The sequence below is a fragment of the Agarilytica rhodophyticola genome (assembly GCF_002157225.2).
GTDB classification, from domain to species: Bacteria; Pseudomonadota; Gammaproteobacteria; order Pseudomonadales; family Cellvibrionaceae; genus Agarilytica; species Agarilytica rhodophyticola.
The window spans coordinates 6,074,396-6,089,230 of sequence record NZ_CP020038.1 but is presented as its reverse complement, the minus strand read 5'-3'; the positions used below and the strand labels follow the sequence as shown (position 1 = coordinate 6,089,230).

1 protein-coding gene is annotated in these 14,835 nt (G+C 40.5%); it reads left to right on the top strand.

What is annotated here, in order from left to right:
* The first annotated feature begins 26 nt into the window (after positions 1-26).
* Positions 27-14,798: a Tc toxin subunit A-related protein gene (locus tag BVC89_RS25135; RefSeq protein ID WP_086933852.1), complete on the top strand. Its 14,772-nt coding sequence runs from the start codon at positions 27-29 to the stop codon at positions 14,796-14,798.
* Positions 14,799-14,835 lie beyond the last annotated feature (37 nt).

The window sequence follows — 14,835 nt, the reverse complement described above, 5'->3', positions numbered from 1 at the left end:
AGTTATAAAAAAGGAAGTGAGTTAGCATGAGCATACTAAATAATCTACCCTCATATGCAGGTCTATTCGGTAATATTGATTTTAAAGAAGGAGATGAATCTCGATCGGTATATTCTCCAGCTGCCTATCTAACCGATCTTTTGCAAATGCTAGATGATGAATTTAACGCGAGCGCTCTGGATGAATCCCGTTCCGATGAAGAGCTTGATTACTACAAGTTAGATTTAGATGTTCGTCGCGGTGATATTAAAAATATAGATTTGGATGAAGAGAATACCACAACTCTAATCCCTTATTTAGATATTGTTAACGAAGTTTTAGAAGGACGTGTTAACTCAGATCAAGAAACTGTATACGAAACATTAAAGGCGGCACAATACCCCTTCAATATGCCATTTTCATTAAATAATGAAAAAATAAAAAACTCTATTAAGCACTTAGGTATCTCAGCCCAAGAATTAAGACGTTTGTTTGCTACCGATACAGATTATCATACTGTCGCAAGAGAGTATCTTGGTTTATCTGTAGAAGAACTTGATGCATTTGTTGAAATAGATAGTGCTATAGATGAAGATAAGAAAACAACGAGTATCGTCAATGCCTATGGCTACACCTACGATTCAACATCGGCAACGGCTGTAGCTGCGCTTGCTAGCTTTATCGATGATATGTCTTCAGTATCTTCCTATATGGAAACTACCGACTTAGACGCACAAAAAATGCGTGAACTACTATATCATAATTTATATGTTGATCCGTCTGATCACACTATTGTTGAATCTGGAAGGGAAAATTTCTATATCAATTCTGGTTTAACAGCTGCAAGTAACAGTATCTATACCAGTGGTTATGTCACACTCAGTGCTGATGAGGCATCACTTGAGTGGAATACTCTTATCGAAAACGCAGATGATGCTTATACAGGTTCAGAACCTGAAGAGAGTACAGATACTTTAATTCCTTTAGCATGGTTTGACCGTGCTAGTCGTTTTATTCGCTTGGCACAAAAGACGGGCTTAAGCTTTATAGAACTAGATAATATACTACGCTTTTGTTGTAAAGTTGATGGTGTCGCAACATTAGATGACAACACTATTATCACTGTTGCACAAATTGTATATTTCCATAAAAAATTCGAAGTCCCCATCGATAAAGTAATTGCGGTACTGTCAACCATTAGTTACACCGGCCACACAAATGAAGATCTACCTAAGGATCAATTCAACCGCATTTTTAATTTACCCTGTGTTGCAGTGGACAAAAACTATTTTCATATTGCAGATATTATGGGAGACCTGCCCGATCAATATGAAGATACAACTTACAGTGACTATACACAGATAGAGTACTTTAACGACTTATTCTCAGATGATAATGACTATTACAGAAAGCGCCTGCGCCATACACTTGGTTATACCGATACCGACTTAATTAATATTACTGAACGCCTTGAGTTCGAGGAGATTGCTGAAAGTACACTTTGGGAATCGAAGGATAATGAGTGGGCTTTGTTAAATATTCTATACCGTATTCACGCTCTGGCAAGTATGCTTGATATCGGGTTTTTAGAATTATTTACCATGTTCGACTTACTTGAACAAGATCCTTACGTTGGTCGTATAGATCCCCATACATACTTCGTATATGGGCAAACGAGCACACAAAATTGTTTTGATATCTTATTCAAAACAGATTTTGATGATGACACCGATATGGAAACCAATATTGCCGATCGACTTTGGCTGTTGGAATCACTAGCTGCGCTGAATAAATGGATGAAAGAGTTTGGTTACTCTGCCGAAATGCTATGGAAAATTGTCAATGGCGCACCGATGACCGATGACGAAGAACAACAGAAGATCGAACAAGACCTAGAGATGTACAACGCTCTGTTGGCGCGTTTTAAAGTTAAAAAATTAAAGCCAGATACATTTAAAAAATACCTGGGGGATGTACGAGCGTCGCGTTTTATTTTTAATCTATTGAAAAGCCATTGTGGTCATGACCATGATAACGCTATTCATCAGCTTATGACGTATCACGTCATGGATAGCTATGAGTTGGCCAAAGATTTTATCGGCCAACTAGATCGTATTGCGAGTAATGAATTTATCGACCTATCTCTTGAAGAAAAGCTGCAAGAAAAAGTATTCACTAATCTAGTTACTCGAGAAGTGATTGATGGCAATGGAAAGATTTTGCTAGAAGCGTTGCCTGAATATATGAATTTTCAACTGGAAAATAATTTCAGTCATATCAGTGAAGAGGTGTTTAAATTATTTCATCGTATTTACATGGAGTCAGATGCTTCGCGTCAAAATTCGGATGACGAAATTGATATACAACTATTCAAATCAGACCTAAAGGCGCTGGGGCTAAATGAGCTGGAAGCGAGAGAACTATATGATACTTTGATATACAAAAATTATATTGATGATCAAGGGTATGCTCAAAACGTTGAGATGTTTAGCTCTGACATGGGTTCACTAGACCTCAGTTGTGGTCTGCGTGCAGTCACGCGTCAAGTGTATCAACACCTGGTAATGCAGTTTAAAAAGTTTTCCGCAAGCCAAGTCATGATTAAAGGGGACATGTTTGAAGATTTAGAACTAGATTCTGTCGCCTTAGATGATTTGATGAAAAATCTCACAATGAATGGTTATATCGATGAGCAGGGTATAGTCGTCGATAAAATGCGACTCATGAGTGAAACACCCAACACAATGAACTTGGCCCTACAATTTTATCCATATCGAGAGGAGATATACAAAGCTTTAGAACGAGCAATATCCACCAATAAAGATATGTATTTAAAAGTTGATAAAAACTATCTTACTGAAATTTCGGCGAAAACAGTATCTGCATGGGTTGTTGAAGATTTACAAGAAAACTATATTAAGAAGTCATCTTTAAGTGACGATGAAAAACAATTCTTTACCGATGACAGTAATAAACCGCAATTTACTTTACGACAGTATTTTGATGAAACTAAACGCACCGTAATTTTTGATCATATTCAATCCATTATTGAATACTCTAATAAATATGCAATAAAAGATGAATCGCTTAAAGAGTTGGATTTTAATGAATCCGAAATAAAAGAAATTAAACAACTCTTGATGGATGCTAATATAATTAACCGCAGTGGCGTGTTAAATGCTGATGATGTCGAGTATTTCACTTCTCCAGAAAACGCTTCTGACTTTAATGTTCCTGGTTTTGATGACTTCGATAAAGAAATCTTCTTTTTACTCTATTCTATTGCCAATGAAGTGGATAAGACGGTCAAAGCCATTGAAAAAACAATAAAGAAAAGTGCCGAAAAACAAGAAAGTGATATTCTCGATCATTTACAATCTGTTTTGGGTATTGATATTGATATTGTGAAATTGGTATCTAAAGCAGTATTTAAAGTTGATGACAACCTACATCATGCTTGGCTAATGCCTCTTTTAAAAGAAGCTAATGCATTAAATCGCCTTGATAGTCTGCCTCATGATATGCACTATACTCAAGCTGTTAAGCGAATACGTCAGCTGGCAATGTTGATTAATAAATTACAGTTGGATATTAATGAAGTTGATATTGCTATAAAAGATCAAAAGCTGGTAGATAAATTTCCAGAAGACTTGATTCTGCCTGACGGCATTATAAGCGTTGATGCGATCCTGGAGACAGAAGAATTCATCTATTTATTTAATGGTGATTACTACTGGATTTATCTTGCTGAAGACTACCGTATGATCGATAAAAAAGAAGTGGTAGTGGGCATCGATGAAGATGATGATTTAATCGATCTACAGAAGCAAGATGAAGCAAGACAAAAACGTTTAAAAGAAGACCCTATCCGGCAGCTATTTGATAAAGAAGATTTGAGTCAAGTGGATGCCGCCTTTATTGATAAATATGGCACCTGGTGCATTGTCTCTGGCGAATATCATTATGTGAAGTATGATGAGGCTGAAGTTTGGGATCGACGTGATAATACATTTGGTCAGGTTGATAATGATTTTGAAAACATCGAAATGGTCGATGCAGCCTATGTTAATCCTGAAGGTCATCTATTTTTGTTCGCCAATGATAAATATGTGCGCTACAGCGAGATTGACTTTACATTAGATCCTTCTTTAAAAGATACGGTTTCTCAAATCAGCGTCGATCAAGGCTACCCTAAAAGCATTGCTGATGATTGGAATAATGAAAATCAAGCAATACAACTGCCAGTAGAGTTTGCACGGGATTTGGGGCCACTTTTTGATGGCCTGGACGGTTATAGTTATGCCTTCTTTAACGATCAATATGTATCATCTCAAGGAAGGAGAGTAAAGTCGGTTGCCGATATGTGGGGCCATCGAGAGCATAACTTTGGCCGCGTTGAAAAAATCGATGCGGCGATGGCGAGCCAAGGAAATTACTTGCTTTTCCACAATGATAAAGTCGTTAAATATGCTGGCAGTATTGAGTTGGATAGTCTGCAGCCGGAGGAAGGTTATCCACGCCCAATCCATGAAGAGTTTGATTCCCTACCTGGTGAATTTGTTGAAGGTTTAGATGCAACACTACACGGTATTGATGACAATGTTTATCTGTTTCACGACGATGAATGTGTTACTGCTAGCTACGATGAAGAATCTAGTTACTACTCCGTCACAAGTAATGCAGTCAAAACCAAAACTCTTTGGGGTGTACTACAAAATGATATTGCTGATAATGGTAAGGTAGACGCTGCATTTGTTGGGCTTGATGGCCGTACTTATCTTTTCTCAGGCAGTCAGTATGTACGTTATTCCACAAATGATTACAGTATGGTTGATGACGGTTTTCCTCGCGATATTGTAGAAGACTGGGAAGGTTTAACCGAAGTAACAGCCGCGTTTGTTCTTGACAATAAAACTTACTTATTCGGCACTAATGTTGAACAAGAAGCTATCTATGTTCGCTACTCCACATTGCGCAAAGAAGAACAAGACTATTTAGAAGTTGACGAAGAAGATCCCAACGCTCGAGTCATAGAGACAGTACTGGCAAATCGTCCCGATGTGGATGAGATAGAAGTGTTTCCCGCTACAGTTGATGCCGAATTTTGGAGTATCCCAAGAAATTTGATTCCCGACGATGTTGCCGAGGAAGACTTTCAGATTGATGCTGTAATGAATGGCCCCGATAACAAAGTTTATTTGTTTTACGGCGATAGCTATGTTGAACATGACCACGCTAATCGTTGGTGGTCCGAACCGAAAGTATTGGCCGAGCAGTGGGATCGGATTCCCAGTGCGCTCTTATCTGAGGTAGCTGCGCCAGAAGGCGATGGTGTCACAGAAACAATCAATCAAACTATTGTTGCTGCCATGAAGGGGGAAGATGGCCATACTTATTTGTTCTTTGAAAATATGTATTTGCGTTTTTCTGATAAGGAATTACGTACTATCGATAATGGCTTTCCAAGATTGACCAGCAAGTTTTGGGGCAATGTTCGCAACAATATTGAAAGTACGGGTAAAGTTGATGCGACTTTATTGTTGGAGTCTCGCTGGGAAGAACAAAATGATGATGGCCAGTTAGAAGATATGGTGGAAATGCACACCTACTTGTTTTCTGGTGATCAGTTCTTCCGTTACAAAGCTTCGGACTATTCTCAAGTAGAACAAGGCTATCCTCGTTCAATGAGCCGTCTTAAAGATGAGCCACGTTTTAAAGGTCTAGAAGTTGAATTTTCCGATGGCATTGATGCTGCGTTTGCTGATCAGCGCCAAATATATTTATTCTTGGATGATAGCTTCTATGTGGTTGTTGGCGATGAAGATAACTACAAACAGTATGACGATGATGTATATGCAAACATTCAAGCGGTTACTCAACAGGAAGGACTTACCTATACACTAGATGTGACGGGAGATTGGTATAAGCATAATCATCTTGAAGATCAAACGCCGAAAAAGACTGTCGCTACGCCACGTATCGCTGAGAAAGCACAGGATAAACTAAGCGATAATATTTCAGCTGTTCTCCATGGCACTAACAAGAAGTCTTACGTCTTTGCCGGAACAGAATTTTATGACGTTTCTTTGGAGCGTAACTTTAATATTGTTGATGTCTGGGGACGCTCACGTAATCCTATTCATGATAAAGAAACTATTGACGCTGCCTTCGTGGGCCGCGATGGTACCACCTATGTATTTTCCGGTCATTGGTTTGTGCAATACGAGACAGACACTTACACGGATCAAACTGTCGTCTATCCACCGCGAAGAATTAGCGACAAATGGAAAGGCTTAAAAAATGTGGCCTTAGCCTATGTATGGAAAGAGGAAACCTACTTATTTGAGCGGCCAGACGAACATGGTAACTTCAGTTATTTGCGTTACTCTAAAGACAGTTATGAAAAACCCGATAGAGGCTTTCCTCGGCGAGCAAGTGAAGGTTTTTGGCAGATTCCGGAAGCATTTTTAGCCGAGGGCTTTAATACCATTGATGCTATTTTCGTACATGAAGATAATTTAATTTTTATCAGCGATCAGAAGTTTATCAGTTTTGATTTAGAAATGAGAACCTGGAGCCATCCTCAGGATCTGGAGCTAATTTTTGAAGGAATACCTTTTAATAAGACAGACTTTAGTGATCTTAAATCGGGATTTATTGGTGCGGACGACAGGGTTTATTTCTTCAATCAACAATGTTTCGTTAGTTACGATAGTAGTGCCGAGCCAGATGAAATGTGGTCCGATGTTCTATACATCAAAGATCACTGGGGCTTGCAACGCAATATCTTTGAAAATGGTATAGATGCAGCGTATGTCGGCACAGATGGAGCTACTTACTTATTTGCAGGTAATGAATATGTTAAATACTCATCAAGCGATTATCGTTATGTTGACGAAAGTTATCCTAAGGAAATAGCTACTTATTTACGCGATGAACCCGCTTTTGAGTTTATGACTAAGGAGTTTCAACAGCACCTTGACCAAATGGAAGCGGCAGAATACACACCTTTTTTCACCGGCATAGTTGATAACGGCCGCTGTGTTTATGTCTTTACCGAAGACACTGTGTTTGCCGGTAGTCCCGATAAATATATTGAGTATTCTATCGAAGGACTAGGTGATGTCGATAATAATTTTACTCGAGGAGGTATTGTTAACGCTGCTTTTGTCGATACAGAAAGGGAATATACCTACCTATTTTCTGGCGAACAATATATCCGTTATTCCGGTGATAGCTATCGCTTTATTGATGATGGATATCCGAAAATAATTGCTGAGAGTCTGGCCGATGAACTCGCCATTGATACCCTTGCTGAAGACTACCGCAATGGTATAGACGCAGCTTTTTATCACACTAGCACAGGCCCTGTTCTATTTAATGAACGTCAGTATCTTTATGCTAATGATGGTGCTGCCACTGAAGGTAATATCAGTGACGTTTGGGGAAAAATTGATAATGAGTTTATTAATGCTGATGACAATACTATTGATGGTGCTTATGTAGATAGTGAAGGTGCTTTACGTGTCTTTAAAGGCACTCAATTTGTACGCTACAGCGATACAATGGAATTATTCGAGCTAAACCCTTATGACGAACCAAGGTATGTCGATGAAGAATATCCCCAATATATTACTGATCAATGGCCGCAGATTGATAATGAATTACTGGGTGGTACAGGTGTAGATGCTAGTGGTGTAGATGCAGTATTTAAGTTTGAGGATGAAATTTACTTTCACACTGACGGCTTTTTCTCCGTCTATGATGTTGACTTGGATGATCACGATCAAGAAGTTCCGCTACAAGTCTTAGCCTATCGTTGGGGGGAATGGTCAGACTACTTGTTGAGTGATATTCATGCTATCACGCGCTTTAAGGATTTAGGTGAACGCTTTACGGGCGGCGATATGAGCTTGACCGAGCTTGTCAGCGGTGCCGACGGCGAAGTTAAAGAACCTTATATGCAGTTCGCGGCAATATTTGGTTTTGAAAAAGAAGAAGTACGCTGGCTGAAGCAGCGCAATGGTTTTCTTGCAGATCAAGTCAATATTATTGAAGAAGATTTTCAATTGGAGTTGGTATTAAAACTCTACGATATCTTATCAACAACACAACGTATCCGCGTCGATGTATCGTCTTTATATTACGATGTTTGGCTCAATCTTTATGGCCAGTCGGATACCTTGTCTCTGCCCAATTACTCAGATGCTGCAGCCGGGAGCTACGACCTTTTAGTGTCTGTTGATTGTGACAACAACTATGAGACCCTAGTTAAACAAATAGATAATGAGTTAAATACTATTAAGCGTGATGCCTTGGTGCCATATGTTATTGCCAACGATGATGATGTCAGTACCACACGTGCTCTTTATCAAAAGTTGTTGATCGATATACAGATGGATTCTTGTGCCGAAACTTCACGTATTAAAGAAGCTATAGCCGCAGTACAGTTATATCTTCATCGTTATTTCGTCAACCTTGAGGATCTGGATTTAAATGCTACTGACCAAGATGCTGCGCGAGCCGAATTAAAAGAACGTTGGGACTGGCTGAAAAATTATCGTGTGTGGGAGGCGAATCGAAAAGTTTTTCTCTATCCAGAAAACTATATTCGTCCAGAATTGCGGGATACAGATACTAAGTCGGAAGGATTTAAAGATTTAGAAGATAGTTTAATGCAAGGTGAATTGACCGAAGAATCGGTTGAAGAAGCCTACTTTAAATACCTAGATGCGTTTACTGAAGTTTCCGAATTGACGATTGCCGGCGGCTATGTTTACGACGATGGAGACGATAAAAAGCTGTTGTTACTTGGTCGTACACGCACAGACCCTATGCGCTACTTCTATCGCTTCGGTAACTTTGTTGGTGGTGACAGCGATTCTGCTGTATGGGAACCCTGGCAGGAATTAGATATACCTATTGAAGCCACTCGTGTCGAACCTGTATTTGCCTTCAACCGTGTATTTATTTTCTGGACGACCCTTGAAGAAACCGCCGAGGATGCTTCTGAGGCGGAAGTCACTGTTAGCGATGAAGATCCTCAAACGGTATCATCAGAAGGCAACACCACTTATGAGGTTAAAGTGTTTTACTCTTTTTATAACCTCAATAAACGCTGGACACAGCCACAAACTTTGCAAACGGAATTTAATGACAGCTCTGCATTAAAAAATACTACAGGTTTTGACAAGGTCGAATTATTTGTTGAGAACACCACCAAACTTACCGTTGCCAGTGGTGAAGAACACGATTATGAAAATATTTTTATTAGTGTTCGCAGCGAAGATGCTTCCGATCAAAGCACATCGATGGCTGCTTACAATTTAACACCCGAGTTGTATTCCCAGGAAGCTGAAGCCCAAGATATTGAAAATCGTGGTCAGGATTTATTTGAAGAACTATTTCCTGAAGAAGGAATTATCGAAGACGATAATGTGGTGATGCTTAACTACAGTGCCAACTCAGTAGATGGCCCTTGGTTTGCCTATAACCATAATGGTTGCGGATTTTTAGTTAAACCCGATGCTGTATCTGGTTCTAGCGATGATGAACTTAGTGAAATTGATGCTAGTAGTGATGATATATTTCCTGATAGTACAGTGACTACCAGTGAAATTACCGCGGCAGTACAAGCAGGTACAGATGGTGATCTCATTTACTTCTTGAAAGATGGTACTTATGTAACACGTTCTGTTGCAGAAGATGGTACCGCTTCCTTTACTACTCCTGCTGCGATCAGCAGCCGCTGGGGGCTGCAAACAGAAATGCATGAAACTGGGCTGGTGGATTCTGCCTTTGTAATCGGCAATGTGGTATTGCTAACTTTAAATGACGAGCTTTATCTCTATGACTACAATGATTCCTCTACTGAAACCGGTATTGCCGCACCCGACAGGTTGGTAAAGCGGTCTTACGAATTTTCTACCTTGAGCCGATTGATTCCCAGTAGTTGGAAAGCTATTGGTGCATCATGTGCCATTAACAATAAAACATACCTGTTTGAAAAAGATAGTAGTGCCGTCGCCATATGGGGTAGCACACAGCAAGAATATGCCCTCAGTGCATTGTTTGGCTATAACGCTGGTGCCGCTACATATTATAACGGTGCATTACATGAAATTAATGGCGGTGCTTATACTGTTTATAACACTGACGGCAGTACTAGTTCATCAAGCGATATTACCGTGGGCAATGTTTTAAAAACTATGTATGGCGAAACAAGTGTCACAGATGTTGTCAACGATGACTATCTCACCAAAGGATTGATGGTGGTAGATGGTGGCGTATGGATTAAAGGGGAATCTGTCGATGGTACTAGTACATTTAATAATTATATCGATCAAAGTGGGGCGAAAGTCGGCGTAGCACCATCCTCTTTTACGGCAATTAATGATGAATGGATAGCAGGGTTAAGTTATAGCAACGGCAGCTTTAAACATCAGGTCACATTCACATTAAATAGTGACGGCAGCACCACTATGTATAAGTTGGCGATCGATACCACGGGTAACACAGCCTCTTCTTGGTCTAGCGCCACAAGTTCGCAAAGGGTGACCGGTGCTTTTGAAGATACCAGTGGTAGAATCGTGATTATTGTCGATCATATTTATTACCAGTCCTTCGCTCCCTCATCAGATGCCAGTACAATGATGGCAGGTTTACAGTCACTTAACTTGTTATCAACTTTGGGGTTAAATACACCTGATAATGCCTTCAACGCAATTGGTAACAGCGATGAGGGTATTGATGCTGCTTTTGTTGGTACCGCTAATATTGCTACCGATGAAGCACTATATCTATTTTTAGGCAATGAGTACTTTCGCTACAGCTATCTTAGCAATGGTTCTTATTCAAAAGTTGCTGATGTAGGCTATCCTAAAACTATTGCTTCTAATTCGGAGGGCTTTCCTTCGTGGTCGAGTATTGATGCTGCATTTTCGTTGCCGGATAACAGCGTTTCTTATTTCTTTAACAACGATGATGAAAACAAAAACGAAACTCCGATTTATTATCACACGGCTTCTGATGTTGAGAGCATTCCAACCAAAGGTATCTGGGGCGCTTTATCTGTTACTTCGTTACAAGTAAACGAACTTGTCGATGCGGCTTATGCAACAGAGGATAGCTTGTATCTGGTATCTGGCGATGAGTATTACCGTTATGGTATCAGTAGTGAAGGAGTTATAGATGAATACATAAGCAGTGATTCGCCTGGTGCCCTATCCGACACTGATAGTGTTGATGGAATATTTGTGTTAAACGACTACGCTTATTTTTTCACGGGCAATGAATACTATCGCTTAAGTGTTGATGCGCAACCCAGTGCGCTCTCAGATGCATCTACTATCTCGGGAAGTTGGGGTAATTTAACCGCCGATATTCGCGCTTCCGGTATAGATGCAGCCTTTACCTATGCTGTTACCGATTCACAAGGTAATGTCAGCAACAAACTCTATTTTATTCAGGGTGACAACTATATTTCTTATGTTGTATCCGATTCGAGTCAGGCTTCGCCTTATGAAATAAAAGATGTGAACTACGAAGTGATTCGTCTTACTTCAAGTACGGCGGAGCAACTCAACCAGATTTTATTTGCCGATGGTATCGATGGTCTATTGAAAATGTCGACTCAGGAAATTGACGAATCGCCGACGATAAGCTTCGACACTTCGACACCAGAAAATATTTATATGAATGAAGACCGGTTCACTAAAGAGCCGACCAATAGCCACTTAGACTTCCATAGTGCTAATGGTATTTATTATTGGGAGGTATTTTTCCATACGCCTTTCCTAATAGCTCAAGCGCTCAATGCTGATCAGAAGTTTGAAGACGCGAAAAAATGGTACGAGTATATTTTCGATCCGACCGAAGTTTCGGATTACTGGAAGTTCTTACCATTCCTAGCAGCAGATCCAAATGCCCTGACAAGCGGTCTTGAAAATGACTTGGATGTGATTGAAAGTCTGGTATCTTCCGACGCCGATTTGGCTTATGTCTCGGCGGCTCGCACTAGAGTTGAGAATATGGCGGCGGTGCTGGCACCTTACCAGGATATATTTTTAGGTTTGGTGAACAAAACCATTTATGAGGATGGTATCGAGGATGAAGCCAAAGCAGCGGATGAAGACTACGTTTATGGCACTTTAACTTTGGCCAATATTGAAAACTGGTCTGAGTTCGATCTGTTGACTAAGGCTATTAGTGATCTTGCCAATATTACTGGTGCCAACGACGAAGAACTGCTGGCAACGCGCATTAGCGAAATGCAAGAAGTTATAGAAGTGATGAAAAAGCTCGATTACCGTATTGATCTTATGAGCAATCACACGGCACAGTTAAGTGTCTATTTTGAAGATCCTTTTGATCCCCATGCTATTGCTGCATTACGCGTGATTGCTTATCGCAAAGCAATTGTCATGCGTTATATCGACAACTTACTCGATTGGGGCGATCTATTATTCCGTCAGTATACTCGTGAAAGTATTAATGAAGCGCGCATGCTTTATATTCTGGCCTACGACATACTGGGTGAAAAACCTGAAAATATGGGCAAGGTAGTGCTCGAACCAACGCAAAGCTACAACGATTTTAATTTTTACGATGGCGATGACTATGAGAAATATGATTTTCTTATTGATATGGAAAACACTTACAGTAGTGATGGTGATTTCGTTTATGAGCAGAGCTTAAGTTTCGCCGCAACACAATTTGATACTATCATCTCGCCGTATTTTTTCCTGAAAGAAAATGAGTTGTTTACTGAGTATTGGGATCGTGTGGAAGACCGTCTGGGTAAGATTCGTGCGTGCCTAAATATTGATGGTATTGCCCAACCCTTGCCATTATTCCAACCACCGATTGATCCTATGGCCTTGGTTAATGCTGCGGCCAGTGGTGGCGGTGCTGCCAGTGCAGCTATGGCAGCGGTTATGACCAATGTGCCCGATTATCGCTTTAGTGTTTTGCTTAGACGAGCAAAAGACTTAACCGGTAAACTCAAAGGCTTTAGTGATAACTTGCTATCGGTGCTGGAGAAAAAAGACTCCGAAGAAATGAGTTTAATTCAAGGTAAGCAAGAAGCACAAATTCTTGAGTTGACTACCATGCTTAAAGAGGAATCCATCCTCGAAGCGCAAGACACATTGGAAAACTTGATAGAGACACGTCAACGTGCGGTCGACCAGGAAGCTCACTACGCTAAATTAATTTCCGAAGGCTACCTACCTGAAGAAGTTGCACAGATGACCATGATGGGAACGGCGGCAGTACTGCACGGTGTTTCGACCTTGGGCAAATATGTAGCGGGTTTATCTTATATTGTACCGCAATTTACCGCAGGGCCATTTAGCTTTGGTGTAACCTCTGGCGGTGAAAATATTGGCGCTATGATGGGGCAGTTTGGAGAAGCGGTGCAATCTGCTGCTGAAGGCCTGAGTATGGGCGGTGAAATTGCCGGAATTGCCGCGCAGTTTAAACGCAGTGCCCAAGACTGGGATCTGCAGCAGATGATGGCTGCCAGTGAAATTAAACAATTAGATCAACAGATTAGTGCGCAGGAGCACCGCTTAGCGATCACTAAACAAGAATTGGTCATGCATCAAAAGGAAATTGAGAATAAAGCATCCATCAATGCATTTATGAAAAATAAGTTTTCCAACATGCAGCTTTATAGCTGGTTGAGTGGCAAAGTATCTGGGTTGTTTTTCCAAACCTTCAAACTTGCACACGATTATGCCAAACAAGCTGAACAAGCTTTTGTTTTCGAAAAAGGTTTAAAGGCTGGTGACGTCAACCATGTTGGTGGCATGTACTGGGATAGTCAGAAAAAAGGCTTGCTCGCAGGTGAAAGCTTAGAATTAGATTTGGACAAAATGGAGAAATCGTATTTTGAGACTGATAGTCGCAATCTGGAAATTACCAAAAATATTTCCCTATTGGAAATCGATCCGCTGGCTTTACTAAAACTTAAGAATGAAGGCGCTTGTACTTTCCGTTTAAGCGAAGCGTTATTCGATTATGACTTCCCCGGACATTACAAGCGTCAAATTAAAACCATTTCTCTGGCGTTTGATCTCGGTGAAGGCCAGTCGGTTAATGCCACGTTGACTCAGTTAAACAACAAGCTGGTCATGGATACGGATATAAAAGCTGTGAAGCATTTGTTAGATCCTGCCAACGCAGCAACGACCAATGTACGTGCCGGCTGGCGAGCTAATCAGCAGGTAGCCTTATCTCATGTGGATCAATACACCGAAAATAATGGCATGTTTGAGCTGAATTTTGGCGATGAACGTTATTTACCATTTGAAGGTACTGGTGCGGTATCCAACTGGCGTCTAGAGCTGAAAGGTAAAAAAGGATCATATAATCCAGCTGATTTACTCGATGTCACAATAAAGTTGCGCTATACCGCCAAGGCAGGTGGCAAACGCTTTGAGTCTGAAGTCAAGGGCCTACTTAAACCTTATCACGCTACTAGCTTCTTTGATATGGCATATAACTTTCCAGATGAATGGGAGGCAATGGTTAGCGGAGAAATGGACGATGTAGGTATAACCTTTACTCGCGAAATGTTCCCCAATATGAGTAGTAGCAAAATTATAGGTTTATTTATTCGTTATGAGTATGAAGGCGGGGAGAGTGGCGCCACCTTCACTATTAATGACGACCTTGCAGTGCCCAATAATACCTATCTGCAACCGAATACCTTAAGTGTTGGGCAAGACGGTAGTGAGTGGAAATTTATGCCCAAGGGAGATAGAAGCACACTCAAAAATGCTGAGATGGTAGTGGTGTATAAGGCTAAGGTGTAACAGCTTATAAAAAACCTAGAAGTGCGGGGTGTAAGCC